Source organism: Streptomyces sp. NPDC002809, assembly GCF_040295435.1.
In the GTDB taxonomy this organism is placed as follows: domain Bacteria; phylum Actinomycetota; class Actinomycetes; order Streptomycetales; family Streptomycetaceae; genus Streptomyces.
In genome coordinates this window covers 24,419-51,340 of record NZ_JBEOVJ010000012.1, presented here as the reverse complement: position 1 = coordinate 51,340, position 26,922 = coordinate 24,419, and the positions used below count along the sequence as shown (strand labels likewise).

Here is a 26,922-nt window from a genome sequence, read left to right as displayed (position 1 = left end):
ATCTGAGGTAAAATGGGTGCGGAACCGATCGTGGCCCCCGTCCCGGCCGTGGACCGGGCGGGGAAGCCCCCGTACCGCTGGCGCTGGATGATCCTGGCGGTGATGCTCGTCGCGGAGATCATGGACCTGCTGGACGCGTCCATCGTCAATGTGGCCGGACCCGAACTGGAAAGGTCCCTCGGGGCGGGCCCCGTCGGCCTCCAGTGGGTGATCGGGGGCTACGCACTCACCCTGGGCGCGGGCCTGATCCTCGGCGGGAGGCTCGGCGACCGGTACGGCCGCCGCCGGATGTTCCTGACCGGCCTCGCCGCCTTCACCCTCACCTCGCTGCTCTGCGCGTGCGCACCGGACATCGGGTCGCTGATCGCCTTCCGGCTGCTCCAGGGCACCGCGGGTGCGATGCTCCTGCCGCAGGGCCTCGGCCTGTTGCGGGAGAACTTCTCCGGCGCCGAACTCACCAAGGTCTTCGGCATCTTCGGACCCGTCCTCGGACTGGGCGGCATCGTCGGACCGGTCCTGGGCGGCGGACTGATCCAGGGCGACTTCCTGGGCCTGGGCTGGCGGCTGGTGTTCCTGGTCAACCTGCCCATCGGCATCGCCGCGCTGATCGTCGCGGCGAAGGTCGTCCCCAAGAAGCCGGGCGACCGCACGGTGGTCGTCGACGGCGTGGGCGCCGCCCTGGTGGCCCTGTCCTGCGCCCTGCTGGTCCTGCCGCTGAACCAGGGCCAGGAGTCCGGCTGGCCGCTGTGGACCTGGCTGTCCATGGCCGCGTCCGTCCTCGGGTTCGCCGCGTTCGCACTTCAGCAACGCCGCACCGCGGCCCGTGGGCGCGAGCCGCTGGTGACACCCGCGCTGCTGCGCAAGCCCGCGTTCACGGTGGGGCTCGGCGGGATCGCACTGTTCTTCGGCGGGCTGGTCGGCAGCCAGCTCGTACTGACCCTCTATCTCCAGATCGGACAGCACTTCACCGCGGGTGAGGCCGGTCTCGGTAATCTGCCGCTCGCTGTGGGGACCGCGATCGGCGGCGCGGTCAGCGGTGCGTTCCTCGCCGAGCGGATCGGCCGGGCGGTCCTGCAGATCGGCCCGCTCGTGCAGCTCGCGGGCGCCGGACTGCTCTGGTACGAGCTCGGCGCCGACGGCTCGTTCTCCCTCTGGGGCATCGTGCCCGGCGTGGCCGTCTCCGGCATCGGCGCGGGCATGGTGATCGCCGCCCTGTTCAGCTTCATCCTCGCCGCCGTCGACGACAGCGAGATCGGTTCCGCCTCCGGAGTCCTGACCGCGGTGCAGTCCATCGGCGGCTCGATCGGGGTGGCCGTCTTCGGCTCGGTGTTCTTCGACCGGGCGGGGGCCGGCGAGTTCGACACCGGCTTCCGCCACGCGCTGATCGCTCAGGCCTGCCTGCTGGTGGCGTTCCTCGCCGTCACCCTCCTGCTGCCGAAGAAGGCCCGGCCCGAGGGCGAGGAGTACGCGGGGGCGGAAGCGGACGCCGCGGTGTGACGGCAGGGCGGCGGGCGGACGGACGCGGCGCGGCACCGGCCCCCCGGGGGCAGTCCCGGGAGGCCGGTGCGCGGGCGTACCCGTCCCCTCAGGCGGGTACGCCCAGGTGCTGCTCCTGCCGTGCCTCCGCGCTCTTTCGGCCGGCTCCGCGGAAGACCGGCAGCCGGTCCACGGCCGGCACGCCCGGACCGGAGAAGACGAGCAGCAGCAGCGTCCAGCAGAAGAGGACCGCCGCCTCGCCGCCGTTCTGCACGGGCAGCAGCCCCGCCCGCTGGTGGACGTCGAAGTACGCGAACGCCATGGATCCGGAGCCCACGAACGCGGCCGTTCTCGTACCGAGGCCGAACAGCACCAGGGCGCCGCCGACCAGTTGGATGACGGCCGCGTACCACCCCGGCCAGGCGCCCGCGGAGAGCGTCGGCCTGCCGAGCACGCCGAAGAGGGACGCGACACCGTGACAGGTGAAGAGCAGCCCGACGACGATCCGGAACAGGCCGAGCGCACAGGGCCGGGCCCGCCCGAGGCGACTGACCATCATGAGTGACCGCCTCCTGTCAGCTGTAGACGCCGAACTCGTAGAGCGAGTAGCCGTAACCGGAGCCGCGGGCCGTGCCGTTGACGCGCACGTAGCGGCCTGTGCCGTTGACGTCGATGTCGTCGATGTCCCCGTTGCCGTCGGTCACCGCCTTCGCCGTCGTCCAGTTCTGTCCGTCCTCGGACGTCTGGATGTCGTACGCCTTGCCGAACGCCGGGTCCCAGGCGAGCTGGACGTGCTTGAACGTCGTCGAGGCGCCCAGGTCGACCTGGACCCACTGCGGGTCGCTCCAGTCACTGGCCCAGCGGGTGTCGAACTTCCCGTCCACGGCGTTGGCCGCACCGCACGGGCAGCCGCCCGTCGGGTCGGTCTGGAAGGAGGACGCCGTGGCGGCCTTGCCCTGGGAGACGTTCGTCCCGTCCACCTTGGGCGGGATCACCTTGACCGACTTCGTCTCGATGCCCGCGTTGCCGTGGCCGTCCGTGGCCTTCACATAGACCTTGTAGACGCCCGTCCTGCTCGGCGCCTTCGCCGTCAGGGTGCCGTTGCCGTTGTCCTTGGTCTCGGCGGGGACCAGGGCCTTGTTCTGGTCGATGTAGTTGCTGCTGAACAGGACCTGGTAGGTGATCGCATCGCCGTCCGGGTCGCTGGTGCGGGTGCTGATCCTGACGTCACCCCCGGTGGGGACGCCGGTGGTGGCACCGTCCACCTCCATGCCGGTGATCACCGGAGGGGTGTTGTCGCCCGCGGTGTCCGCCCCGTACGCCTTCTTCACGGCGTAGTACGAGAGCCGCTTCTCGCCGCCGGGCAGCAGGTTGAACCAGACGCCGCCGAAGTCGTCCTCGACGCCGTAGTGGAACATCGTGGCGCCGAGCGCCACCCCGGTGTGCCCGGTGACGCAGCCCCACGCCTTCTCGTAACCCTCGCCCTTGGCGACATCGGCCGGCTCGGCCGGGACACCGTTCGCGTCGTCGTCGACCTCCCACTCACCGGCCGGGCCCGTCTCGGTGACGATGTAGGGCTTGTCGTAACCGCCCTCCTCCCAGTCGGACTTGATGTTGCAGACGGCGTTGTAGGCGTTGACGGCGTACAGGTCGAGGTCGGGGGCGTTCTTCTTGTAGTACGGCCAGGCACCCGTCCAGGCGTCGGTGGAGGTCACCGGGTGATTCGGGTCGACTGCGTGGATCTTCTTCGCGACGTCGTTCACGAAGGTGGTGTACGCGTTGCGCTGCGCCTCCAGCTCGTCCCCGCCGTAACAGTTCTGCAGGCCGAGCGTGGACTCGTTGCCGACGTTCCACATCAGCACGCCGGGGTTGTCCTTGTAGGTGTCGACCCACTTGGGGAACTCGGCGAGCATGTTGTTCTTGTACTCGGTGTCCGTCAGGTAGTTCACACAGCCACCGCTGCCGGGGCCGCCGCCGGGCTGGAGCCAGAAGCCGGCGATCACCTTGATGCCGTTGGCCGCCGCCGTGTCGAAGAGCGGCTTGCTGGTGGCGTCGGTGCCCCAGGTGCGGATGGTGTTGACGCCCATGGACTTCACGTCCGGCATGTACTTTTCCGCGTCGGCGACCGAGGGGCCCCAGGTGAGGCCCTTGACCGTATACGGCGAACCGTCCACGGTCAGCTGCCAGTCGCCCTGCGAACCGGTGACCTTCACGACGTTGCCGGCCGCCTGGGCGGCGGGCGCCTGGACGGCGAGCAGACCGCCGCCGAGCAGGGCCGCCGCCGCGAGCGGTGCCACGAGGCGTTTGGCCCTGCGGGTGGGGGGACGGTGCATTTCATGCTCCTTGCAGGTGGGGAGGGGGGTGACGGACGCGATCTTGGAGAGCGCTCTCCAAGATGGCCCGAAAAAAGGGCCCCGCGTCCGGTGGGGATGTGGATGGGAGTGGGGGGTGGGGTGTGCGGACTACGGCAGTTCGTAGTTCCCGTCGAGCACGGCGCCGGCTCCGGGGTGGTTCTCGTCGTAGCCGTGCGGGTCGCACTGCAGGCCGCCCTTGACGCAGTGGGTGACCATCGCGTCGAGCGTGGCGGCGTCCCAGCCGTTCATGAAGTCGTAGTGGAAGGAGAAGCCCTTGCCGCTCGCCAGCTTCACCTGCGACATGTCACCGTTGACCGGCCAGGCCATCTTGAACTCGATCATCGGCAGCGCGACTGGGTGGTCGGCCGGGCAGGAGTTGTAGTTGGCTCCCCCCGCCACCGGGTACGCCATGTGGCTCTTGTGGTCGGGCGTGTCCAGGTGGATGCCGTCCCAGCAACTGGGCGCCTGGAGGCGCAGGTTGAGGTAGGTGTCGCGGCTGGTCGGGCAGGTGGCCGGGAAGTCGTAGTTCTTGAACGACTCGCCGCACTCCCAGCCCTCGACGGTGCCCTTGAGGTTCTTGAACTCGTCCTGCGTCTGCATCGGGCTGCCGACGACGTACCGCAGTCCTCTCGGGAAGGGTCGCACGCTGCGGTAGTCGGTGACGCCCGACTTGTAGTAGATGGTCTGGACGCCCTCGGGGAGGATCTTCGTGTCCCCGTTGAACAGGCTCGGCATCCAGTAGCCGGACTTGTCACCAGGGGCCAGGCAGGTGGTGTCACCCGCCTCCAGCGAGGCGGTGGTGGTGTTGGCGTTCGTGGTGGTGTTGCCCATGAACGTGTGGTCGTGCGACTTGCCGGGCTGCCCCGGATAGACGATCGGGTCGTCGGGTGCGGTGTGCGTCGGGGCACACTTGGCCTGGAACTCGTGGAAGTACGCCGACGGCGGGACCTCCATCGAGGGCGTGACCCCGGTGACCGGCGGGTCGGCCATGATGTAGCCGTCGCCGTCCGGGTCGTCGCCCGATGCCTTGGTGGAGTTGGCCATGCCGGGCATCCCGGGCATGGAGTACGCGGCGTTGTGTGCGGCGTGCGTGCCCGCCGCCGAGGCCGGCGCTTCGGGCGAGGCGTTCGCTGTCGCCGCGATCCCGGCGATCCCCGCCGTGGTCAGGGTCAGCGAGGTGAACAAGAGCAGTCCGGTGAGGGTTCTCGACCTCCGTGGCATGGAGACCTCCTGCTGCGTCGTGGGGGCGTGCATGGAGTTGGGAGAGCGCTCTCCCAACTCGGAGTGTTCCGCTCCTGACAAGAGCGTGTCAATAGCTTGTGAACGACGCCCGCCCCGGCCGGAGTTGTCCGACAGGGGCGTGTTGCCGACGGTGAGGGCGGGTGACCTGCGCGGAGTTGACCGGGCGCCCGACTTCCGGGTGGTGAGGTGGGTCCGGCCCGGATCCCCGCCCTCGTGCACGGCCGAGGCTCAGGAACAAGCCGAGTGCCTGTTCCTGCTTCACCTCGGACTTGCCGGAGATGACACGGGAACGGTTCGCTTCCGCGAGGTCCCTGAGCGCGGCTCGCCACCGCCGTCAACTCGTATGCAGCATCAGCCCGATCCCCACCACCATCAGCCCCGCCGCCGCGATCCGCGGGGCGCCGAAGCGTTCCTTGAAGAAGACCGTGCCGATCGCCGCGCCCACGATGATCGACGATTCGCGCAGTGCCGCGACCGGGGCGAGCGGCGCCCGGGTCTGGGCCCACAGGACGAGGCCGTACGCCGTCACCGACAGGGCCGCGCCGAGCAGGCCGCGCAGCGCGTACGGGCGGAGCTGGGCCGGCAGGGCGGAGCGGCGGCGGTACAGGGCGTAGAGGGGGATCGCGAGGCCCTCCAGGATCATCAGCCAGGCGATGTAGCCGAGCGGGCTGCCGGAGGCGCGTACGCCGACGCCGTCCACCGTCGTGTAGCCGGCGATGGCGAGACCGGTCGCCAGCGCGGCCAGGATCGCGGGCCACTGGGGGCGCTTGCCGGAGCCGCGGATGCCCCATACGGCGAGCCCGACCAGTCCCGCAGAGGCCACCGCGACACCCGCGGTGGCCCAGCCGTCCGGGCGCTCGCCCACGAAGACGGCGGCCAGGACGGTGACCACGAGCGGGGCCGTGCCGCGGGCGATCGGATACATCTGGCCGAAGTCGCCCAGCGTGAACGACCGCATCAGCAGCAGCATGTACGCCACGTGCAGGGCGGCGGAGACGGCCAGGTACGGCCAGGCCTCCGCGGCCGGGAACGGGACGAAGAGGGCGGCGGCCGCGCCGATCAGCAGACCGCCCCCGGAGATGAGGGTGAAGGAGAGCAACTGGTCCTTGATCGCATGCGCGATGGCGTTCCAGCCGGCGTGCGTGAAGGCGGCGGTCAGGACGGCTATGGCGACGAGCGGTGTCACGTGGTACCCGGGATTCCGTTCAGCGGGGGAGGCGGCCGGTGAGAGCCTGCCAGCGCGCGCGGGCCGCGTCGAGTTCCTGGCGGGCCAACGGGATACGGGGGTCGCCGCTCTGACGGGCGGTGATCTCTTCGAGGCGGCGCCCCGCCTCGGACGGTTCGGCGGCGCTGCCGCGGAGGCGTCTCAGCTCTGCCCCGGCCTCGCCGATGAGCGTGGGCCGGTCCCGCTGGAAGGCCTTGGCGGCGGAGATGGCGTTCTGGACGTCGAGGACGAATCTGCGGACGTACTCCTCGGCGAGCTCCGTATGCGGATAGCTCAGCAGGTGCCGGCGTCCGTCCGGGCCGGTCAGGTAGACGTGGGATTCCCACGCGGAGTAGTCGGCGCGGATCGACGTCTCGTGCAACGGGAGCTGGAGGTCGCCGCTCCAGTCGTCGGTGCCGCTCGCCACGAGCACGTGCTCGTAGAGGCTGAGGTCCCTGATCTCGCCCCGGTACCCCCCGCGGCCGGGCTCGCGCAGATACGCGAGCTCCTCCTCGGCTCTGCGCACCTCGCGCCGATGGGCGGCGTCGGCCTTCCGGACGGCGGTCTGCGCGCCGGACAACTCCCCCTGCGCCGACCGCTCCAGGGCGCGCAGGGCGTTGCGTGCGGTGTCGAGGTCGCGGCGCGCGGCGGAGTGCTCCCCGCCGAACGCGAACTTCCGGCCTCCGGGGTAGCGGTGGAGCTGCCGGCCGGCCGCGCCCGCGGCGGCGACGACTGCCAGGACGAGCAGCAGGGGCAGTCCGGCGATCATGGTGCTTCCTCTCCCAGCGTGTTCGCGGTCGGTACGTTCACTGCCCCGCGCGCAGGACAGCGGCGACGACCGGGCCGGCCGCGTCCCCGCCGTGGCCGCCGGACTGGACGACCGCCGCTGCCGCGAGGTCGTCGCTGAACCCGGTGAACCAGCTGTTGGACGTCCCCTGCCCGTCCACCTCCGCCGAGCCGGTCTTGGCCCCCTTGTCGCCGCGGACCGAGGACATGGCCGCCTTGCCGGTGCCCCAGGAGGCGGTGGCCCGCATCATGTCGTTCAGCTGGCCGGTGACGTTCGGCGACAGCGAGCGGGAAGCGGTGACGATCTGACGGCCGTCCAGACTGCTGGGTACGAGGACCGGCTGGTGGAAGGTGCCGGTGCGGGCCGTCGCGGTGATCGACGCCATGTTGAGCGCGTTCATCGTGACCGTGCCCTGGCCGATGTACTGGGCCGCCGCCTCACCGCCTGTCGCCTCGGGCACGCTGCCGTCGACGGAGGTGACACCGGTCTTCCAGACCAGGCCGATCCCGAAGACGTCCCGGGCCTCCTTGCCGAGCGCCGCGTCGTCCTTCGTGTCGTCGATCAGCTTGATGAAGGCCGTGTTGCAGGACTGGGCGAAGCTGGACGTGAACGTGTCCGTGGCCGGGAGCGAGAAGTACTTCAGGTTGTGGAACGTGGTTCCTTGGTAGAGCACTTCCTTGGGGCATTCGGTGGGGCTGTTCGCGGAGGCGAGCCCCTTCTCGATGAGCAGCGCCGCGGTCACGATCTTCATGGTGGAGCCCGGTGCCTGTGTGCCCTGCATCGCCGCGTTGAAGCCGGTCGCCGGGTTGTTGGCCACCGCGCGGATCTCGCCGGTGGACGGTTTCACCGCGACCACCGAAGCCCCGCCGAACTGCTTGACCGCGGTCTCGGCCGCCGCCTGGGCCTTCGCGTCCAGGGTGGTCGGCACCCTGCCGGGCTTCCCCTTGACCAGGGTCAGCAAGGTCCTGTCCGCCGCGTCGGCGTTCGCGCTGTTGATCCAGGTCTCGATGCCGACGGTGCCGCCGGCCTTCGCGCTGTACCTCTTGCGCAGCTCGTCCAGGATGCCGCCCAGTGAGGGGTACTTCTCCTTGGTGAGCACGTTGCCGTTGCGGTCGACCGCCTCGATCGACGCGGTCCGGGACTCGCCGGTCTCCAGCGACTCGCCCTTGCCCAGTTCCGGATGGATGACGGAGGGGAGCCAGTCGACCAGCGGGCGGCCCGTGGTCAGTCCGCGTACGACGGTGAGCTCGGAGGCGTACGACCAGGGCTTCGTCCTTCCCTCGTAGGAGACGGTCGCCTTGACGGTGTACGGCACCTTCGAACCGGCCGCCGGGCCCGCCGTGATCACGGCCCCGGTGACGTGGGCCGATTCGCTGTAGCCGATCAGCGCCGGCTTGGCATCGCCCTCGTTGTTGGTGAGTTCGGCCGCCGTGGCCGCATCACCCTTCGCCCACGCGGCGAGGAACTTCTTCGACGTCTCGGCTATCTCGTCCTCGGTGACCGGACCCGTCTTCACCTCGTTCGAGGTTGCCTTGGTGTCCGAGCCGCCCCCGACACCGCTGCTGCCGAGCCCGTCCAGGACGTTGTAGGCCCCGTAGCCCACCCCGCCGACCACGACCGCGAACACTCCGCCGACCACGGCGACCTTCACTCCACTGCGCATCCCTGCAGTCCCCCTCCCCAGGAGACCCCCTTGAACGCGTTCAAGGGGGCTGTTCCTGGCACGTTACGGGACTGCCGTGACGGTGGGGCCGGTTGTTATCGGAATGCGATCCGGTGTGGCGTGAACAGAACGGTCAAATCCAGGTATCCAGCCACATGCGGTCCCGCCGGGATTCCTCGGGAATGGGAGCCCCCGTATACGGCGGCCGGAAGTGGATGAAGTCTCGCCGAATTCGGAGAGAGGGACCCTGGCCTGCGGTTTCCCTGTCGTTCAGGGGTGCCCGGACGCTACTTGGCCGCCTGTGGGCCGTGATCATGGTTCAGGGGTGCCCGGCAGAGGCTTTCCATGGCCTTCCGTGTACGCACTTCACTGCTCGGCATCAGGTACGTGTAGACGCCCAGGGTGAATCCGGGATCCGAAATGCCCAAGGTAGTTGCTCGGGGCACGGATGTTTTCGCCCGCGTCCAGAAGTGCCGGGGCGAGGTGCGCCACCCTCGCGCAGGGTCTCGATGCGGCGACTCCATGCAGGGTGCCGGGCGGGCGCCGCATTCACCTCGGGGCAGAGCGCGACCGGCAGGAGGAGCACCGGGCGGCACGTGCTCCTCCTGCCGTACGAAAGGTGCGGCTTCGCGGGAACACCGGCCCTCAGCTGCCCGGAAGCGCCACCACGATCTCCTCGTCCTCGAAGTCCCCGGTCGGCTGGAAGCCGAACGAGGTGTAGAGGCGGCCGGCGGACGTATTGTCCGGGTGGTACGAGAGGCGGATCTCCCGGCACTCCGGCAGCGCCGACAGGCGCTCGATGACGGCGCCCAGGGCGGCGCGGCCCACACCCCTGCCCTGTTCGGCCGCGCTCACGACCATGCCGCCGATCCAATGGGTGCCGTCCTCGTCGTCGTACGCCCACATGACGTGGCCCACGACGTCGTCACCGGCGCGGACGCCCAGGGACGTCCACACCTCGCCGCGCTGGGAGAGCAGGAGGTAGCGCGCCGCGAGCGGGGCCACGTACCGGCGCTGCTCGTCGACGGGCGCCACGTCGGCGACATCGCGCCAGTTGTCCTCCGTGATTTCCTCGAGCACCACGGCCCGGCCCTGGCGGTCGGTGAACCTCTGCGTCATGCGCTCCCCATGTCTGTGCTGGTCGGAGGGGGTGAGCGTAGCCAGCCACGCAGGCGCCCGGGTAGCGGTTTTCGCTGTCTCCCGGTGCGCCCGGGGGTGAGGCACAGGGACCGGACCGGCTGGGCAGGTTCAGCGCGGAAGAGCTTGTCGGGCGAGGAGGTCCGGGCAGGCCGGTGGCCGTACCGTGATCGGCCTCGTGGAGACGCGCTGCGCCGCGCGGCAGGCAGGTTCCGCAGGGATCTTCGACCCTTTGGGCTGCTCTCCGGGCCGTCGGCGGGCGGCCAATGGCCACAAGTGACGGCCGGCAACCACCGAGAGGGCGTGGCCGCCGGCCACGCCCTCTCGGTATTCACGGACAGCCCTCAGATCCAGGTGTCCAGCCACATGCGGTCCCGCCAGGAATCCTCCGGAATGGAGGTCCCCGTATACAGCGGCCAGAAATAGATGAAATTCCAGACGATCAGCAGGACCAGTACGCCGGCCGCCACGGCCCCCAGCGTCCGGCGGCGTTCACCCGAGGGATCGCTCCTTGCCAGACCCAGTTCGTGTTTCGCCCCGGTGCCCGCAGCCGGGCCCAGCATCGCGCCGATCATCATCGCCACCGCAAGGCAGAGGAAGGGCACGAACACGACCGCGTAGAAAAGGAAAATGGTGCGCTCCTGGTACAGGAACCACGGCACCCACCCCGCGGCCACCCCGCAGGCGATCGCGCCGGCCCGCCAGTCGCGGCGGAAGAACCAGCGCCACAGCACGTACACCAGGGCGAAGCAGGCGGCCCACCACAGCAGCGGTGTGCCGATCGCCAGGACCTCGCGGGCGCACTTGCCGGTCGACGACTCGGTGCAGCCGTTCTGCTCCTCGTAGAAGTACGAGACCGGCCGGCCCAGCACGATCCAGCTCCACGGATTGGACTGGTAGGTGTGACCGGAGGTCAGGTTCACATGGAACTCGTAGACCTGGTTCTCGTAGTGCCACAGGCTGCGCAGCCAGTCCGGCAGCCAGGTCCAGCTGCCGCCCTTGCCGTCGGTCGCCGCCCAGTCCCGGTAGTAGCCGTGGCGGTCCGGGTCGTTGTGGATGATCCAGCCGGTCCACGAGGCGATGTACGTGAGGACCGCCACCGGCACCGTCGAGACGAACGCCGGCACCAGATCCCGCTTCAGCACCGCCTTGTACGGCTGAACCGCACCCGCGGTCCGTCGCGCGCCCACGTCCCACAGGACCGTCATCAGGCCGAACGCGACCATGATGTACAGCCCGTTCCACTTGGTGGCGAAGGCCAGCCCCAGCGAGACCCCGGCCGCGATCCGCCACGGCCGCCAGCCGAGCCGCAGCCCCTCCGCGACCCCGGCGTCCGGCCGCAGCACACCCTCCTCGTCCACCGGCAGCGCGGCCGCCAGCCGGCGCCTCGCCCAGTCCCGGTCGATCAGCAGACAGCCGAACGAGGCCAGCACGAAGAACATCAGCACCAGGTCGAGCAGCGCGGTGCGGCTCATCACGAAGTGCAGCCCGTCCACGGCGAGCAGACCGCCCGCCAGACAGCCCAGGAACGTCGAACGGAACAGCCTGCGGCCGATCCGGCACAGCATCAGCACCGACAGCGTGCCGAGCACGGCGACCATGAACCGCCAGCCGAACGGCGTGAGTCCGAAGATCTGCTCACCGATGCCGATGATCCACTTGCCGACCGGCGGGTGCACCACATAGCCGGGATCGGTCGGGACCGGCACCTGGGACGGGTCGTTGAGGATCAGCTTGTCGACGTCCTTGGGCCACGCCCCCTCGTACCCCTGCTTGATGAGCGCCCAGGAGTCCTTGGCGTAGTACGTCTCATCGAATATCACCGCGTGCGGGCTGCCGAGGTTCCAGAACCGCAGCACCCCGGCGACCGCCGCGACCAGCAGCGGACCGCCCCACGCCGACCAGCGCACCAGCCGGTCCGCGAGCGTCGGGGGGATTCCGAGCACCGCCCACAACTGGCCACCGGGGCGGGTGTACGGCGGAACCAGCCGGTCGCGCAGCCCGATACCGGGGCGCGGGAAATGGCCGAAGCGGCGCAGCCGCTGCTGCCAGGAAGTCGGCTCCGGGCCATGTTGTTCCCCGGCGTCTTGGCCCTGCCGGGCTTCGGGCGCAGTACTCGTCACCGCGCCATCGTAGGGAACGCATCTGTGCGAGTCCTGTCGCCCGTGCTGGGAGTATGGGGGTTGTGACTGGAACGACTGGAACGCTGGTACTCGCAGGGACCCCCATCGGCGACGTGGCGGACGCCCCGCCACGCCTCGCCGCCGAACTGGAGACGGCCGATGTCGTCGCCGCCGAGGACACCCGCCGGCTGCGCCGGCTGACCCAGGCGCTGGGCATCCACACCACGGGGCGTGTCGTCTCCTACTTCGAGGGCAACGAGTCCGCCCGCACGCCCGAACTCGTCGAGGCGCTGATGGGCGGCGCCCGGGTGCTGCTGGTCACGGACGCCGGGATGCCGTCCGTCTCCGACCCCGGATACCGGCTGGTCGCGGCGGCCGTGGAGAAGGACATCAAGGTCACCGCGGTGCCTGGCCCGTCGGCGGTGCTCACCGCGCTCGCCCTGTCCGCGCTGCCGGTGGACCGTTTCTGCTTCGAGGGCTTCCTGCCGCGCAAGGCCGGTGAGCGCCTCGGCAAGCTCCGCGAGGTCGCCGACGAGCGCCGCACCATGGTCTTCTTCGAGGCCCCGCACCGGCTCGACGACACCCTCGCCGCGATGGCCGAGGTCTTCGGCGCCGACCGGCGCGCCGCGGTGTGCCGGGAGCTGACCAAGACGTACGAGGAAGTGAAGCGCGGTCCGCTGGGCGAGCTCGCCGTCTGGGCGGCCGAGGGCGTACGGGGCGAGATCACCGTCGTCGTCGAGGGCGCGGCCGACTCCGGAGCCGAGGAACTGGACGCCGAGGAGCTGGTGCGCAGGGTGCAGGTGCGCGAGGAGGCGGGGGAGCGGCGCAAGGAGGCGATCGCCGCTGTCGCCGCCGCGGCGGGGCTGCCCAAACGCGAGGTGTTCGACGCGGTCGTCGCAGCAAAGAATGCGGCGCGGACCGGCCCAGCGGACGGCAAAGGACTATCGTGAAAGGCAAAGCGCGAGCCGCGTTCCGGCCCCTTTTGCCACGAGAAGGCCAAAACCGCTCCAACACTCGACAGGGCCCGGTGCGCTCCCGCCGGTAAAGGCGTCCACTGGATCCAGGACGCATTCTCCGGAGTGCTTGTCCGGCGGACAAGAGGAGCAGGCATGAGTGAGATCGCAGCAACCACCGTGCACGAGGCGTATGCCTTCGCCTGCATGAGGTGCGGATACGGCTGGGAACAGGCCTACGAAATAGAGCACCACGTCGACACCTCGAACCACGCATTCGTGGTCTACAAGGCGGACGGCGAACGCGTGCCGTCCCCGCTTTCCACACCTACCTGCACGAACTGCGGCGGGCACGTCGTACGGATCATGAGGGCCGGCCGCGTGTCCACGGTGCAGCAGCTGCTCACGAACCGCCGGCCGGCCCGCGAGGCCGACTCCGAGGTGCGGGAACCTGTCGCGGCCACGGCCGCCCCCGCGGGAGAACACCACTGGCACCTCTCGGACCTGCTTCACCCCTTCCACCGGAAGTGAGGCCCGCGCGGTGAGGTTCCCGGCCACGGTCCTCGTACGATCGTGGCCATGAGCCGTACCGAAGCCCCGCCGCTGCCCGAGCCCCTCCGGGTGCCGGTCGCCGATTCGCACACCCACCTGGACATGCAGGACGGCACCGTCGAGGAGGGCCTGGCCAGGGCCGCCGCGGTGAACGTGACGACCGTGATCCAGGTGGGCTGCGACGTGAAGGGCTCGCACTGGGCCGCCGAGACCGCGGCCGCGCACCCGAGCGTGTACGCGGCGGTGGCACTGCACCCCAACGAGGCTCCGAGGATCGTGCACGGGGACCCGGAAGGCCGGTCGCGGGAGGGAGTCCGTGAAGGCGGCGGGAGCGCCGCGCTCCACGAGGCGCTCGCCGAGATCGACGCGCTGGCCGCGCTCGACCACGTACGCGGCGTCGGCGAGACCGGACTGGACTACTTCCGGACCGGCCCCGAGGGCATGGCGGCCCAGGAGGAGTCCTTCCGGGCCCACATCGAGATCGCCAAGCGGCACGGCAAGGCGCTCGTCATCCACGATCGCGAGGCGCACGCCGATGTGCTGCGCATCCTGGCCGACGCGGGCGCCCCCGACCGGACCGTCTTCCACTGCTACTCCGGCGACGCCGACATGGCCCGACTCTGCGCGGACGCCGGGTACTTCATGTCCTTCGCGGGCAACATGACGTTCAAGAACGCCCAGCCGCTGCGCGACGCGCTCGCCGTGGCGCCCGTGGAACTGGTCCTGGTCGAGACGGACGCACCCTTCCTCACCCCCGCCCCGTACCGCGGACGGCCTAACGCGCCGTACCTGATTCCGGTCACGCTGCGCGCCATGGCCGAGGTCAGGGGCGTCGACGAGGACACCCTGGCGTCGGCGATCGCCGACAACACGGCTCGCGCGTTCGACTACTGACCCGGGATCCATGACGCCGGGTAGTCGCGCCGCTTTGGAGAGTGACGCCTCCTCCGCTATCGTCCCGGGCGCCAGGAGCGAGCCGGCCGGTACGGATCATCTGGAGCGAGCGTCGTGAGCAATTCGCAGGGCAGCCACCGTGCAGCACGCGGCAGGGGGCGTACGACGGCCGCCGGGGCGCGCGGGCCCGCGACCGTCGTCGTTCCTGGCCCGTCCCCGGTACCGCCGCACGCCGGGGCGCGCGGGCCCGCGACCGTCGTCGTGCCGGGCCCGTCCCCGGTACCGCCGCACGAGGAGCTGACGCTCGCCGCGTGGCCCCGGCACACGCCGACCGTCGTCGACGTGCCGACCGGGCGGACCGTCGCCGCGCTCGGCAGCCCGTTCCGTATCGCACAGGCTCCCACCGTCACCGCCCTCACCGTGCCGGCGCCCGGTGGCAGGTCCGGGACGCGGCGGGGCGCCCGGCGGCGCCGGGTGTCCGTCCGCCCCGAGCGGCTGCGCCGACTGGTCCCGCGGGCCCTGGTGGTCGCCTTCCTGGCGGGCGGGACGACCGTGTTCGTCGCCGAGGACAAGGCGGTGACGCTGGACGTCGACGGGGAGCCCCGCACCCTGCACACGTTCGCGGACGACGTGGGCGAACTCCTTGCCGAGCAGGGCATCGGCGCGGACGACGACCGGACCGTGTCCCCGGCCCCAGGCACCCGCCTCGGCGACGGTGACGTGATCACCGTCGGCGGTCCGCGCCCGGTGACGCTCACGCTCGACGGGGTGCGGCGCAGGGTCTGGACCTCCGAGCCCACCGTCGGCGCCGCCCTGCGCCGACTGGGCGTGCGGGCCGACGGCGCGTACCTCTCCGTCTCCCGGTCCGCGCCGATCGGGCGCACCGGACTGACCCTGGACGTGCGCACCGAGCGCACCGTCACCGTGATGGCCGACGGCCGTGAACACACGGTCCGCACCACCGCAGGCACCGTCCGCGAGGCCGTCGCCCGGGCCGGTGTCGTCCTGCACGGCGAGGACACCACCTCCGTTGCCCCGGACAGCTTCCCGCGCGAGGGCCAGACCGTCTCGGTGCTCCGGATCACCACGACCCGGGTGGTGCGCGAGGAGTTGCTGCCGTACGCCGTGGAACGGTCCGGCGACGGGGCGCTCCCCGCCGGCACGGAGCGGGTCGACCGGGAGGGGCGGGACGGCTCGCGGCGCGTCATGTACGCCCTGCGGACCGTCAACGGTGTCCGGCAGAAGCCCCGGGTGCTGGCCGCCGAGGTCGTACGGCAGCCCGTCAGCCGGATCGTGAAGGCCGGCACCGGCCCCCGCACGGCCGGGACGGCCGGGTAGGGCCTTTCGTTCGGAACGGGCCGGGCTCGCGGGGTCCGGCACGCGCATCTCCGCCTTGTCGTCGGTCGCCAATGCTCCGCAGTGACTCCCTCCTCCGCCTTGCGGCCGCACGCACCGGACCCCGCTCCCTTGTCCGGCCTGTTCCGAACGAAAGGCCCTGGCGACAGCCCGTACGCTTAACGGGTGAGCACCACAGAGCCCGACGCCCTCCTGGGCCCCGCAGAGATCCGCGAGCTGGCCGCGACGCTGGGCGTACGCCCCACGAAGCAGCGCGGTCAGAACTTCGTCATCGACGCCAACACGGTCCGCCGGATCGTGCGCACCGCGGAGGTCCGCCCCGACGACGTGGTGGTCGAGGTCGGGCCCGGCCTGGGCTCGCTGACCCTGGCGCTGCTGGAGGCGGCCGACCGGGTCGTCGCCGTCGAGATCGACGACGTGCTGGCTGCCGCCCTGCCGGCCACGGTCGCCGCCCGGATGCCGGAGCGCGCCGACCGTTTCGCCCTCGTCCACTCGGACGCGATGCTCGTACGGGAGCTGCCGGGCCCGCCGCCGACCGCACTGGTCGCCAACCTTCCGTACAACGTCGCGGTGCCCGTGCTGCTCACCATGCTCGACCGTTTCCCGAGCATCGAGCGGACCCTGGTCATGGTGCAGGCCGAGGTCGCCGACCGGCTGGCCGCCAAGCCGGGCAACAAGGTCTACGGCGTGCCGTCGGTGAAGGCCAACTGGTACACCGACGTCAAGCGCGCCGGGTCCATCGGCCGCAAGGTCTTCTGGCCCGCGCCCAACGTCGACTCGGGTCTGGTGTCGCTGGTGCGCCGGACCGAACCCGTCGCGACCACGGCGAGCAAGGCCGAGGTCTTCGCGGTCGTCGACGCGGCCTTCGCCCAGCGCCGCAAGACGCTGCGGGCGGCCCTGTCCGGCTGGGCCGGCTCCGCGCCCGCCGCCGAGGCGGCCCTGGTCGCCGCCGGCATCTCGCCGCAGGCCCGCGGCGAGGCCCTCACGGTCGAGGAGTTCGCAGCCATCGCCGAGAACAAGCCGGAGCTGTCCGCATGAGCGAGAGCGTCACCGTCCGGGTACCCGCCAAGGTCAACGTCCAGCTCGCCGTCGGCGCCGCGCGCCCCGACGGCTTCCACGACCTGGCCAACGTCTTCCTCGCCGTCGGCCTGTACGACGACGTCACGGTCACCCCGGCCGACGGGCTCCGCGTCACCTGCTCGGGTCCGGACGCCGCCCAGGTACCGCTGGACGCCTCCAACCTCGCGGCCCGCGCCGCGACCGCGCTGGCCGAGCGGCACTGCATCGCGCCCGATGTGCACATCCACATCGCCAAGGACATCCCCGTCGCCGGCGGAATGGCGGGCGGCAGCGCGGACGCGGCCGGAGCGCTGCTGGCGTGCGACGCGCTCTGGTCCACCGGCGCCACCCGCGAGGAGCTCCTCGCCATCTGCGCCGAACTGGGCAGCGACGTGCCGTTCAGCCTGGTCGGCGGGGCGGCCCTCGGGGTCGGCCGCGGGGAGCGGCTCACCCCCGTCGAGGTCGGCGGCACCTTCCACTGGGTCTTCGCGGTCGCCGACGGCGGCCTCTCCACCCCGGCCGTCTACCGCGAGTTCGACCGGCTCACCGCCGGCACACGGGTGCCCGAGCCCGTCGCGTCCGCCGCGCTCATGGACGCGCTGCGGGCCGGCGACCCCGTCGCGCTCGCCGCGGCCCTCGGCAACGACCTGCAGGCCCCCGCACTGTCGCTGCGGCCCTCGCTGGCCGGCACCCTGGCGGCGGGCACCGCCGCGGGCGCACTGGCCGCGCTGGTCTCGGGCTCCGGGCCGACCACCGCGTTCCTGACCGAGGACGAGGCGTCGGCCCGCAAGGTGGCCGACGCGCTGACCGCCTCGGGGACCTGCCGCACCGCCCGGATCGCGGCGTCCCCGGCGCCGGGGGCGACGATTCAGCGGCCGTAGCGGTAGCGGCAGGAGGCGATGCGTACCTCGTCCTCGACCACGTGGCGGGCGAGGCGGTGTTCGTCGCCGATCCTCCGGGACCAGTACCCGTGGAAGCCGTGTCTCAGGGGCTCCGGTACAGGCAGGCCGTCTCCTTCATGGGGGCAGCAGCGGCGAATCCATAGGGGGCGGCAGCGGCGAGTGCGCCACCGCCCGCCCCGCCCCGCGCCCGGCCTCAGCCGAGCCGCACGCTCTGCTTCGCCAGCTCGAACGCCGGCAGCATGCCCTTGTGCTCCTGCGCGTCCAGCCCGCCCAGGTGCACCACGACCGGTCCGTCCGGGGTGGCGACGGCGAAGGCGCGGGCCGGGCGCGACTCCTCCATGATCTTGCTGTAGATGGTGTAGCCCACCTCGGTCACGGACAGCTTCCCGACCGTGGCCTGCGTGTACGTGATCTTCGAAGCGTTCTCGTCGGCCTTCACGAAGCCCTCCAGCGCCTGGCGCGCCGTGCTCCCGTTGCCGTCGCCCTGCCACACCCGCAGGAACCCGATGTGCCCCGCGGGCTTCGCGTCGATCTCGCAGACGATGCTGACCGGACCCTGCGTGCTGAGCTCGGCGAACTCGGAGTCCGGCTCCACGGGAGCCACGGCCTTCGCCTTCCAGTGCTGCGCCAGGTCGAAGGCGACCGGCAGCTCGCATCCGGAACCGGGGCCCCCGACCGTGCCGCCCTTGGCCGCGGTCCCGTCGCCCGCCCCGTGCGCGGCAGCCCCGCCGCCCGGCTTGGTGTCCGCCTTCGTACCGTCGCCGGACCCCGACGAGCAGCCGGTCAGCGCGACGGCTGCCAGCAGGACGGGCGCCAGGCCGCGAACCGTACGTCGTGTCATGAAGTTCCCCACCCCGGTGAGACCCGGAACCGGCCCGGATCTTGATCAATTCGGGCAAGGTACCGCACAGGGGTGTCCGGGCGAACGCCGTTTTCCGACCCCGTCCCGCACGGGTGAGCGGGCGCTCGTACGGAGGCCGGTGCCATGGCGACTACGCTGAAGGCCAGTGTTCTCCTTCGAGCTGGAGCGTTTGTGGCCGTCAACCTCGTCAATGTCGAGCAGGTCAGCAAGGTGTACGGCACCCGTGCGCTGCTCGACGGTGTGTCCCTCGGCGTGTCCGAGGGGGACCGGATCGGTGTCGTCGGCCGTAACGGAGACGGAAAGACGACCCTCATCCGGATGCTCGCCAAGCTGGAGGAGGCGGACACCGGCCGCGTCACCCACAACGGCGGACTGCGCCTCGGCGTCCTGACCCAGCACGATTCGCTGGACCCGAAGGCCACGATCCGCCACGAGGTCATCGGCGATCTCGCGGACCACGAGTGGGCGGGCAGCGCCAAGATCCGCGATGTGCTGACCGGACTCTTCGGCGGCCTCGACCTGGCCGGCTTCGAGCAGGGCCTGGACACCGTCATCGCCCCGCTCTCCGGTGGCGAGCGCCGCCGGATCGCGCTGGCCAAGCTGCTCATCGCCGAGCAGGACCTGATCGTCCTCGACGAGCCGACCAACCACCTCGACGTCGAGGGCATCTCCTGGCTGGCCGGACATCTGCGCGCCCGCCGCTCCGCACTGGTCTGCGTCACCCACGACCGGTGGTTCCTCGACCAGGTCTGCACCCGCATGTGGGACGTCCAGCGCGGCACGGTCCACGAGTACGAGGGCGGCTACAGCGACTACGTCTTCGCCCGGGCGGAGCGGGAGCGGATCGCCGCCACCGAAGAGGGCAAGCGGCAGAACCTGATGCGCAAGGAGCTGGCCTGGCTGCGGCGCGGCGCCCCCGCACGCACGTCCAAGCCGCGCTACCGCATCGAGGCGGCCAACGAGCTGATCGCCGATGTGCCGCCGCCCCGCGACACCAGCGCGCTGATGAAGTTCGCCAACGCCAGGCTCGGCAAGACCGTCTTCGAGCTGGAGGACGTGACCGTCCAGGCCGGCCCCAAGACGCTGCTCACCCATCTCACCTGGCAGCTCGGCCCCGGCGACCGGATCGGCCTGGTCGGGGTCAACGGCGCGGGCAAGACCTCGCTGCTGCGGGCGCTGGAGCAGGCGGCCCGCACCCAGGGCGAGGCGCAGCCCGCCGCCGGGAAGATCGTCGTCGGCAAGACCGTGAAGCTGGCCTACCTCTCCCAGGAGGTGGCGGAGCTCAACCCGAACCTCCGGGTGCTGGAGGCCGTGCAGCAGGTGCGCGACCGGGTCGACCTCGGCAAGGGCCGGGAGATGACCGCGGGCCAGCTCTGCGAGCAGTTCGGCTTCTCGAAGGAGAAGCAGTGGACCCCGGTCGGCGACCTCTCCGGTGGTGAGCGCCGCCGGCTGCAGATCCTGCGGCTGCTGATGGACGAGCCGAACGTCCTCTTCCTCGACGAGCCCACCAACGACCTCGACATCGAGACCCTGACCCAGCTGGAGGACCTCCTCGACGGCTGGCCCGGGTCGATGATCGTGATCTCCCACGACCGGTTCTTCATCGAGCGGACCACGGACAAGGTGCTGGCGCTCCTCGGCGACAAGGCGCTGCGGATGCTGCCGCGCGGTATCGACGAGTACCTGGAGCGCAGGCTGCAGATGGCCGGGTCCGCCGCGCCCGCGGCGCCCGCCGCGGCCTCCCGGGCCGCCGCCCCTGCGCCGGGTGTCTCGCCGCAGGAGGCACGCGCGGCCAAGAAGGAACTCCAGAAGGTCGAGCGGCAGCTCGACAAGATGTCGACCCGCGAGACGACGCTGCACGCCCAGATCGCCGACAACGCCACGGACTTCGAGAAGGTCGCGAAGCTCGACGCCGAACTGCGTGAACTGGTCGCGGAACGCGATGTGCTGGAGATGCGCTGGCTGGAACTGGCCGAGGAGGCCTGACCGGCCGCTGAGGCGTCTTGCCGCGTGGCCGGCACAACTGCCGTGACCGGTGTGGCCGATGAGGCCTGTGGTGCGGGTGGTAGAAAGAAGCCATGCCCGGCGCGACCGCCGGAGCGCGTCGCACCACAGGCACCGACGGAACAACAACGGAACAGGGGGACGGGCCGATGAGCCAGCCGCCCGGACAGCAGCCGCCCCAGGGTGGGTTCGGAGCTCCTTACGACCCGCCCCCCGGGGCGTATCCGCCACCGGCCGCCCCGCCGCAGCCCGCCGGCCCGTACAACCAGCCCGGCCAGTACGGCAGTCAGCCCGGCCCGTACAACCAGCAGCCGCAGGGCCACGGGTACGGCTACCCGCCCCAGCAGCAGCAGACCTGGCAGCAACAGCAACAGCAACAGCAGCAGGGTTACGGCTACCCGACGCAGCCGCCGCAGTCCGGCGGACCGCGGGGCGGAGGCCGGTTCCGCGGCCGGACCGGGATGATCGTCGGCGGCCTGCTCGCGGTGGTGCTGCTGGCAGGCGCCGGCATCTGGCTCGCCACCGGCGACGACGGGAAGCCCACGGCGAACGGCGGACACACCTCCGCGCCGCCGACCCCCGCGCCGACCCTGGACCAGGGCGACGGCAAGGGCGACAGCGACGACGACGGTACGGTCACGCCCCGCGAGGAGGCCGCCGAGGTCAACGCGGCGCTCAAGCCGGGGGAGTCGAAGCTCCTCTGGCTCCGGAAGAGCGGTGTCGACCTCCCTGAGGGCGGCGAGGACGTGTACGGCCCGTGGTTCGCCGGCGACACCGTTGTCACAGCCATGTACCACACCGTCACGGGCTATTCGATAGCCGACGGGACGCTCAAGTGGAGCCTGCGGCTGCCCACCAACGCGTGCGGGGCGCCCACCCAGCCCACCGCCGACGGCAAGATCGTCCTGGGCATCGAGCACAGCACGGCGGAGGACGCGTCCTGCGACAACCTTCAGATGGTCGACCTCACGACGGGCAAGGCCGGCTGGCGCAAGGAGTACGTCCGCGACGGCGCCTGGGACGGGCTCTCCGACCTCGCGATGGCGATCAACGGCGACACCGTGACAGTGGGGCGCACCAGCAGGACCGACGCCTTCCGAGTCAGTGACGGCAAGGTGCTGTTCGGCAAACTGCCCGGCAACTGCCAGCCGTTCGGCTTCGCCAGCGGCCCGGTGGCGATCGCCGCGGCGAGCTGCCAGACCGCCGCGGACGACCACAAGGAACACCAGGTGCAGCGGATCGACCCCGCCACCGGCAAGGTGCAGTGGACGTACAAGGTCAAGAAGGGCTGGCAGGTCGCGCAGATCTACTCCGCCGACCCCATCGTGATCTCACTCACGCAGCCGGAGAAGTGGGGCATCCTCGTGCTCAACGCCGACGGCACCTACCGCACACAGCTCTCCGGCGGACCGGGCGAGTACGCCGTCGAGTGCGACAAGGACCGGCGCGTCCAGGGGGCCAACCTCGACAGCTGCGCCGGGGTGGCCGCCGGTGCGAACACGTTCTACATGGCGACCAAGGCCGTCGACATCAAGACCGGTGACGGCAACCAGGTCGCCGCCTTCGATCTGTCCACCGGCAAGCACAAGTGGACGGTCAGCTCCCCGAAGGACCAGGCCCTCACTCCGCTGCGGACGGATGGCGGCAGGCTGCTGATGTACCTCGGGGCCGCGAAGAACAAGGGGGGCGGCATCGCCTCCCTCCCGGCCACCGGCGGTAAGTGGGACATGCTGGTGCGGCACCCGGCGGCGGCCTCCGTGCTTGAACGCAGCTTCTACGCCCCGGTCGTCTCCTACGCGGGCGGACGCAGCATCCTCACGCATACGAGGATCAGCGGCACGGACGACGAGGAGATAGAGCTGCGATCCATGGCGGCCTTCGGCAACTGACGGCCGATCAGTGTCCGGGCAGGCGTAACGGCGGTATCACGGGCCGGTTCTCCCTTGGGAACAGGGGCGGACCGAACCGCAGCGGGTGGCGGACCGGGTGGTACAAAGAAGCCCCGCTCGACTGACGTAACACTGCGGGATCCATGCCCGATTCGCTCCATTTCGCTGGTAATTCAGGGGTCTTCGCCGACTCCCGGGGCTCCGGCGTGATCGCGGGGGAGTCCGGACCGGGCACCGGACCGCATGAAGGGGGACGCGCTGATGACCCAGCCGCCCAGCCAGCAACCGCCGCAGGGAGGCTTCGGCGCTCCGCAGGAGCCGCCGCACGGGGTCCCACAGCCGCCCCAGGGCCCGCCGCAGACGCCGCCGCCCGCGCAACCGCCCCAGGCCCCGGCCGCCCAGCCGGGTTACGGCTACCCCCAGCAGCCGGGTCCGTACGGCCAGCCGCAGCAGCCCGGCCCCTACGGCCAGCCGCAGCAGCTGGGCCCGTACGGCCAGCCCCAGCAGCCGGGTCCGTACGCCCAGCAGCCGGGCCCCTACGGTCAGCCGCAGCAGCCCGGTTACGGCTATCCGCAGCAGCAGTACCCCGGTGCGCCGGTCCCGGCCGGGCCGACGGGACCCGGCGGGGGCAACCCCTTCAAGGGCAAGCCCGCCATGATCATCGGGGCTGCGGTCGCCGCGCTCCTGGTCATCGGCGGCGGCGTCTACCTGGCCACGAGCGGGGGCGACGACGAGAAGAAGCCCATCGCGAAGAAGAGCGGCGAGGTCAAGGCGCCGTCCACCTCGCCCACCGTCGACGAGGGCGACGGCGACGGCACCGGCCGCGAGGGCGACGACGACCTGAACGGCGGGCGCAAGCCCGGCGAGGCGAAGGTCCTCTGGCTCCAGAAGAACGACGTCGACCTGCCGCGCAACGGCGCTGACGTGTACGGCCCGTGGATCGTCGGCGACACCATCGTCAAGGGCATGTACCGCACGGTCTCCGGCTACTCGGTGGCCGACGGCAAGGAGAAGTGGAAGCTGAAGCTTCCCGCCGACATCTGCGCGGCGCCGGCACAGACCACCACGGCCGGCAAGATCGTCATCGGGGTCAAGAACGGCACCACGGACAAGGCCGACTGCTCCGACCTCCAGCTGATCGACCTCAACACCGGCAAGACCGGCTGGAAGAAGTCGGTCAAGAGCAGCGGTCTCTTCGACCTGATGTCGGACATCTCCCTCGCCATCAGCGGCGACACCGTGACGGTCGGCCGCACCGGCGCCTCCAACGCGTTCCGGGTGAGCGACGGCAAGGAGCTGTTCGGCAAGCGCGAAGGCATCTGCCAGCCGTTCGCCTTCGCGGGCGGCGCCAAGCTGATCGCCGCCACCAGCTGCCGCACCGACGACCTCGACAACCCGCAGCACCAGATCGAGCAGATCGACCCGAACACGGGCAAGCCCAAGTGGACCTACAGGCCCGCGCGTGGCTGGGAGATCGACAAGGTCTACTCGGTGAGCCCCCTCATCGTGTCGCTGACCAAGGGAAGCAGCAGCGACAACAAGCAGTGGAGCATCCTCGCGCTCCGGGAGAACGGCACGCTCCGCTCGCAGATCGTCAGCGACAAGGGCGACAAGTTCGCACCGGACTGCGGTGGCGCGTTCGCCATCTTCGGCCAGCGCCTGGACGGCTGCACCGGTGTCGCGGCCGACGCCAACACCTTCTACATGGCGACGCAGGACGACACCAGCGGCTCCGGCCGCACCAACAAGGTCGTCGCCTTCAACCTGAACACCGGCAAGACGAAGTGGAAGGCGAAGGCCCCGGCCGAGCAGACCGTGAAGCCGCTGCGGATGGAGGGCGGCAACGTGCTCCTCTACGTGGACGCCGGCTACAACAAGGGCGGCGGGATCGCCACCCTGGCACCCTCCGGCGGCAGCCCGAAGACGGTGCTCCAGCACCCGGCGTCCACGGCTCAGATCGAGAGCTCGTTCTGGGACGAGGACGTCCTCTACGCGGACGGCCGCTCGTTCATCGTGAGCGGGCGGGTCAGCGCGAGCAACGACGAGGAAGAGCTGGAGACGAAGACCATGATGGCCTTCGGCAAGTAACGCTCCCCACGGCACCCGCAGGAACACCACCGGTCGCGGACGGCGCCAGACCCGCCCGCGACCGGCTCCGGCCCACCGCCCGACTCCCCTTCTCCCGAGGTACGCAACGCCATGACGCAGCCGCCCCAGCCGCCGCCCAACGACCCGTCCCAGGGCGGGTTCGGCGCGCCGCAGGACCCCCCGCCCGGTGGTTTCGGTGCCCCGCAGGACCCGCCGCCGGGTGGTTTCGGTGCCCCGCAGGACCCGCCGCCGGGTGGTTTCGGTGCCCCGCAGGACCCGCCGCCGGGTGGTTTCGGTGCCCCGACGCCGCCGCCCGCGGACCCGTTCGGCAAGCAGCCGGCCACCCCGCCGCCCCCGGCCCCGGGCGGCTACGGCTCCCCGCCCCCCGCGGGCCCGCCCCAGCAGCAGCCCGGCTACGGCTACCCGCAGGGCCGGCCGACGCAGCCCGGCTACGGATTCCCGCAGACACCCGCGCAGGGCCAGCCCCAGCAGCCGTCCGGCTACGGCTTCCCGCCCGGCCAGGCACCGCAGCAGGGGTACGGCTTCCCGCCCGGCCAGCCGACGCAGCAGGGCTACGGCTACCCGACCACCCCGATGCAGCAGCCGTACCAGTCGCCGCAGCCCGGCGGCAACGGACCGAAGAAGTTCTCCACGCAGTCCCGGATCATCGTCGCCGCGGCGGTCGCCGTGGCACTGATCATCGGTGGCGGTGTCTGGTTCGCGTCGACCGGCGACGGCAAGAAGAAGGACGAGGCGTCCACCTCCGGCGGCACCACGGGTGAGAACAAGGGCGGTTCGGGCAGCAGCCTCGGCGGCGGCGGCAAGGAGAAGGCCCCGGCCAACATCAAGGCCGAGGTCGGCTTCCAGCTCCCGCAGCCCAAGGTCACCGATGTCACCACGGTCGCCGGCTCCTGGCTGACCGACAAGGCGTACGTGAAGACGGGCGTCAACGAGGTCGTCGGCTACGACCTGGCCAAGGGCACCAAGCTCTGGTCGATCCCGCTGGACGGCCAGCTGTGTGCCGCCTCCCGGCACATGAGCAAGGACTTCAAGACGGCCGTCGCCTTCGAGGAGGGCAAGCGGACCGCGGCGAACAAGTACCCCACCTGCAACCAGGTGGGCGCCCTGGACCTGAACACCGGCAAGCTCCTGTGGAGCAAGTCGGTGACCGCGTCCACCGGCGGTGACCGCCCGGTCCGGTTCGACGAGATCACCCTCAGCGGCACCACGGTCGCCGCCGGCGGCACCGAGGGCGGCGCCGCCTTCGACCTGAACACCGGTGCCGAGCGCTGGAAGCCGAAGGTCAGCACGGACGGCTGCTACGACAAGGGGTACGGCGGCGGCGAGGCACTGGCCGTCGTCCGCAAGTGCGGGACGTACGACGACCCGCAGCTCGTCATCCAGGCCCTGAACCCGACGACGGGCGCCCCGCTCTCCTCGTACAAGATGCCGCCCGGCGTCGAGTACGCGAGCATCATCTCCACCAAGCCGCTGGTCGTCGCCGCCGACGTCGGCGACACCGCCGGCGACGGCAGCGGCATCTCGGACTTCTTCTCGATCGACGCGGCCAGCGGCAAGCTGCTCACCAGGATCGCGGCGGACGGCGAGAAGTACGCGGCGAGCTGCCGCGCCACGAAGGTCGAGAGCTGCCAGCACCTCGCGGTCGGCAACAACCGCATCTACGTGCCCACCGAGGAGCACGAGGGCACCGGGGAGTACGGCAACACCAACGAGATCGTCTCGTTCGACCTGGCCACCGGCAAGCCGACCAGCGACCGCGCCGACGCCGGCGACCGCTACTCGATGTTCCCGGTGCGCATGGACGGCGGCAACATCATCGCGTACAAGGAACCCCCCTACGACAAGGGCGGCCAGATCGTCTCCATCGACGGCGCCACCTTCAAGCAGACCGTGCTGATGGACAACCCGGGCGACGAGTCCGTCCGGGACGCGGAGACCAGCTTCTCCTCGGACTACGCCGAGTACATCTACGGCAACGGCAAGCTGTACATCTCGGAGACGATGGTCAGCAAGCCGCGGGAGAGCTCGCTGGACGACAAGGAGTACCTCGTCGTCTCGTTCAGCACGAGCTGACCGCCGGATGTGCGTGAGGGGGTGGAGCCGGCCGGCTCCACCCCCTCACGCATGTCCCGCCCCAACCGCGACGAGGTCAGGAGCTGCTGCTGTCGTCGTGGGCCGGGTACACGATGCCGGACGAGACGCACTTCGGGACGGTGCTGCCCTCCATCCGGCACAGCTCGATCCGTGCGGTGCCGATCCGGCCACCGGGGTTGGCGTAACCGGTCGCGTCCCGGGCGGTGGGGACCCGGTGGATCGGGAAGCAGCGGGTTCCGCGTCGCCGGTGGTGGGCAGACGC

Annotated in this window: 21 protein-coding genes and 1 pseudogene; 11 read left to right on the top strand and 11 right to left on the bottom strand. The window is 71.0% G+C overall.

The genetic code is table 11. From position 1 onward, the window contains the following. The first annotated feature begins 12 nt into the window (after positions 1-12). Positions 13-1,497 carry an MFS transporter gene (locus ABT025_RS10620; protein ID WP_350992149.1) on the top strand — a complete coding sequence of 495 codons (1,485 nt, stop codon included), beginning with the start codon at positions 13-15 and terminating at the stop codon, positions 1,495-1,497. Between the two features lie 88 nt (positions 1,498-1,585). Here the strand turns inward: ABT025_RS10620 and ABT025_RS10615 are convergent, their stop codons facing one another. The 9 genes and pseudogenes from ABT025_RS10615 to ABT025_RS10575 form a co-directional block, all read right to left on the bottom strand. Further along, positions 1,586-2,032 carry a DoxX family protein gene (locus ABT025_RS10615; protein WP_350992343.1) on the bottom strand — a complete coding sequence of 149 codons (447 nt, stop codon included), beginning with the start codon at positions 2,030-2,032 and terminating at the stop codon, positions 1,586-1,588. 19 nt (positions 2,033-2,051) lie between these two features. Beyond that, the gene (locus tag ABT025_RS10610; protein ID WP_350992146.1) at positions 2,052-3,809 is read right to left on the bottom strand and encodes a discoidin domain-containing protein; all 1,758 of its coding nucleotides are present in this window, start codon (positions 3,807-3,809) and stop codon (positions 2,052-2,054) included. Positions 3,810-3,938: 129 nt separating this feature from the next. After that, positions 3,939-5,051 carry a DUF1996 domain-containing protein gene (locus ABT025_RS10605; protein ID WP_350992144.1) on the bottom strand — a complete coding sequence of 371 codons (1,113 nt, stop codon included), beginning with the start codon at positions 5,049-5,051 and terminating at the stop codon, positions 3,939-3,941. A gap of 355 nt (positions 5,052-5,406) precedes the next feature. Continuing rightward, positions 5,407-6,258 (bottom strand): EamA family transporter, encoded by an 852-nt coding sequence (locus ABT025_RS10600; protein ID WP_350992142.1) that lies wholly within the window; start codon positions 6,256-6,258, stop codon positions 5,407-5,409. 19 nt (positions 6,259-6,277) lie between these two features. After that, positions 6,278-7,045, bottom strand: coding sequence for a hypothetical protein (locus tag ABT025_RS10595; RefSeq protein WP_350992140.1), 768 nt, complete (start codon positions 7,043-7,045; stop codon positions 6,278-6,280). Between the two features lie 37 nt (positions 7,046-7,082). Then, positions 7,083-8,726: a penicillin-binding transpeptidase domain-containing protein gene (locus tag ABT025_RS10590; protein ID WP_350992138.1), complete on the bottom strand. Its 1,644-nt coding sequence runs from the start codon at positions 8,724-8,726 to the stop codon at positions 7,083-7,085. Positions 8,727-9,013: 287 nt separating this feature from the next. Continuing rightward, positions 9,014-9,206 (bottom strand): annotated as a pseudogene (locus ABT025_RS10585) (site-specific integrase); the annotation flags it as partial. Between the two features lie 165 nt (positions 9,207-9,371). Further along, a complete protein-coding gene (locus ABT025_RS10580; RefSeq protein WP_350992136.1) occupies positions 9,372-9,845 on the bottom strand; it encodes a GNAT family N-acetyltransferase in 474 nt (157 codons plus the stop codon). A gap of 362 nt (positions 9,846-10,207) precedes the next feature. Beyond that, positions 10,208-11,986, bottom strand: coding sequence for a dolichyl-phosphate-mannose--protein mannosyltransferase (locus ABT025_RS10575; protein WP_350992134.1), 1,779 nt, complete (start codon positions 11,984-11,986; stop codon positions 10,208-10,210). A gap of 53 nt (positions 11,987-12,039) precedes the next feature. Here ABT025_RS10575 and rsmI point away from each other — a divergent pair, with 53 nt between their 5' ends. From rsmI to ABT025_RS10545, 6 genes are all read left to right on the top strand, one after another. Beyond that, complete coding sequence (gene rsmI / locus ABT025_RS10570) at positions 12,040-12,936, top strand: 16S rRNA (cytidine(1402)-2'-O)-methyltransferase (RefSeq protein ID WP_350992132.1); 897 nt, start codon at positions 12,040-12,042, stop codon at positions 12,934-12,936. Positions 12,937-13,095: 159 nt separating this feature from the next. Next, positions 13,096-13,470, top strand: a complete 375-nt coding sequence (locus ABT025_RS10565) for a hypothetical protein (protein WP_350992130.1) — start codon at positions 13,096-13,098, stop codon at positions 13,468-13,470. A 48-nt stretch (positions 13,471-13,518) separates the two neighbouring features. After that, on the top strand, positions 13,519-14,385 hold the full coding sequence (locus ABT025_RS10560) for a TatD family hydrolase (protein ID WP_350992126.1): 867 nt from the start codon (positions 13,519-13,521) through the stop codon (positions 14,383-14,385). Positions 14,386-14,499: 114 nt separating this feature from the next. Beyond that, on the top strand, positions 14,500-15,723 hold the full coding sequence (locus ABT025_RS10555; protein ID WP_350992124.1) for a resuscitation-promoting factor: 1,224 nt from the start codon (positions 14,500-14,502) through the stop codon (positions 15,721-15,723). Between the two features lie 183 nt (positions 15,724-15,906). After that, positions 15,907-16,779 (top strand): 16S rRNA (adenine(1518)-N(6)/adenine(1519)-N(6))-dimethyltransferase RsmA, encoded by an 873-nt coding sequence (rsmA, locus tag ABT025_RS10550; RefSeq protein WP_350992122.1) that lies wholly within the window; start codon positions 15,907-15,909, stop codon positions 16,777-16,779. Then, a complete protein-coding gene (locus ABT025_RS10545) occupies positions 16,776-17,681 on the top strand; it encodes a 4-(cytidine 5'-diphospho)-2-C-methyl-D-erythritol kinase (RefSeq protein ID WP_350992120.1) in 906 nt (301 codons plus the stop codon). The genes rsmA and ABT025_RS10545 overlap by 4 nt, the downstream gene beginning before the upstream one ends. Here ABT025_RS10545 and ABT025_RS10540 read toward each other — a convergent pair. Both ABT025_RS10540 and ABT025_RS10535 read right to left on the bottom strand, forming a co-directional pair. Then, complete coding sequence (locus tag ABT025_RS10540; protein WP_350992341.1) at positions 17,669-17,788, bottom strand: type II toxin-antitoxin system YoeB family toxin; 120 nt, start codon at positions 17,786-17,788, stop codon at positions 17,669-17,671. The genes ABT025_RS10545 and ABT025_RS10540 overlap by 13 nt on opposite strands. A gap of 107 nt (positions 17,789-17,895) precedes the next feature. Next, positions 17,896-18,543, bottom strand: coding sequence for a lipoprotein (locus ABT025_RS10535; RefSeq protein ID WP_350992118.1), 648 nt, complete (start codon positions 18,541-18,543; stop codon positions 17,896-17,898). Between the two features lie 192 nt (positions 18,544-18,735). Between ABT025_RS10535 and ABT025_RS10530 the strand changes: the two genes are divergently transcribed. The 4 genes from ABT025_RS10530 to ABT025_RS10515 all read left to right on the top strand — a co-directional run bounded on the left by ABT025_RS10530 (position 18,736) and on the right by ABT025_RS10515 (position 26,639). Beyond that, positions 18,736-20,550 carry an ABC-F family ATP-binding cassette domain-containing protein gene (locus ABT025_RS10530; RefSeq protein WP_350992339.1) on the top strand — a complete coding sequence of 605 codons (1,815 nt, stop codon included), beginning with the start codon at positions 18,736-18,738 and terminating at the stop codon, positions 20,548-20,550. 167 nt (positions 20,551-20,717) lie between these two features. Continuing rightward, positions 20,718-22,457, top strand: coding sequence for an outer membrane protein assembly factor BamB family protein (locus ABT025_RS10525; RefSeq protein WP_350992116.1), 1,740 nt, complete (start codon positions 20,718-20,720; stop codon positions 22,455-22,457). A 261-nt stretch (positions 22,458-22,718) separates the two neighbouring features. Then, positions 22,719-24,545, top strand: coding sequence for an outer membrane protein assembly factor BamB family protein (locus ABT025_RS10520; RefSeq protein ID WP_350992114.1), 1,827 nt, complete (start codon positions 22,719-22,721; stop codon positions 24,543-24,545). A gap of 111 nt (positions 24,546-24,656) precedes the next feature. Next, positions 24,657-26,639 (top strand): outer membrane protein assembly factor BamB family protein, encoded by a 1,983-nt coding sequence (locus tag ABT025_RS10515; protein WP_350992112.1) that lies wholly within the window; start codon positions 24,657-24,659, stop codon positions 26,637-26,639. Positions 26,640-26,922: the final 283 nt, after the last annotated feature.

What these genes read in the sequence shown, in the direction of transcription:
- ABT025_RS10615 (WP_350992343.1), bottom strand. Translation starts at nt 2,032, where the DNA reads ATGGTCAGTCGCCTCGGGCGGGCCCGGCCCTGTGCGCTCGGCCTGTTC.
- ABT025_RS10580 (WP_350992136.1), bottom strand. Translation starts at nt 9,845, where the DNA reads ATGACGCAGAGGTTCACCGACCGCCAGGGCCGGGCCGTGGTGCTCGAG.
- ABT025_RS10535 (WP_350992118.1), bottom strand. Translation starts at nt 18,543, where the DNA reads ATGACACGACGTACGGTTCGCGGCCTGGCGCCCGTCCTGCTGGCAGCC.
- ABT025_RS10515 (WP_350992112.1), top strand. Translation starts at nt 24,657, where the DNA reads ATGACGCAGCCGCCCCAGCCGCCGCCCAACGACCCGTCCCAGGGCGGG.
- ABT025_RS10520 (WP_350992114.1), top strand. Translation starts at nt 22,719, where the DNA reads ATGACCCAGCCGCCCAGCCAGCAACCGCCGCAGGGAGGCTTCGGCGCT.
- ABT025_RS10610 (WP_350992146.1), bottom strand. Translation starts at nt 3,809, where the DNA reads ATGCACCGTCCCCCCACCCGCAGGGCCAAACGCCTCGTGGCACCGCTC.
- ABT025_RS10545 (WP_350992120.1), top strand. Translation starts at nt 16,776, where the DNA reads ATGAGCGAGAGCGTCACCGTCCGGGTACCCGCCAAGGTCAACGTCCAG.
- ABT025_RS10560 (WP_350992126.1), top strand. Translation starts at nt 13,519, where the DNA reads ATGAGCCGTACCGAAGCCCCGCCGCTGCCCGAGCCCCTCCGGGTGCCG.
- ABT025_RS10620 (WP_350992149.1), top strand. Translation starts at nt 13, where the DNA reads ATGGGTGCGGAACCGATCGTGGCCCCCGTCCCGGCCGTGGACCGGGCG.
- ABT025_RS10595 (WP_350992140.1), bottom strand. Translation starts at nt 7,045, where the DNA reads ATGATCGCCGGACTGCCCCTGCTGCTCGTCCTGGCAGTCGTCGCCGCC.
- rsmI (WP_350992132.1), top strand. Translation starts at nt 12,040, where the DNA reads ATGGGGGTTGTGACTGGAACGACTGGAACGCTGGTACTCGCAGGGACC.
- ABT025_RS10565 (WP_350992130.1), top strand. Translation starts at nt 13,096, where the DNA reads ATGAGTGAGATCGCAGCAACCACCGTGCACGAGGCGTATGCCTTCGCC.
- ABT025_RS10605 (WP_350992144.1), bottom strand. Translation starts at nt 5,051, where the DNA reads ATGCCACGGAGGTCGAGAACCCTCACCGGACTGCTCTTGTTCACCTCG.
- ABT025_RS10590 (WP_350992138.1), bottom strand. Translation starts at nt 8,726, where the DNA reads ATGCGCAGTGGAGTGAAGGTCGCCGTGGTCGGCGGAGTGTTCGCGGTC.
- ABT025_RS10525 (WP_350992116.1), top strand. Translation starts at nt 20,718, where the DNA reads ATGAGCCAGCCGCCCGGACAGCAGCCGCCCCAGGGTGGGTTCGGAGCT.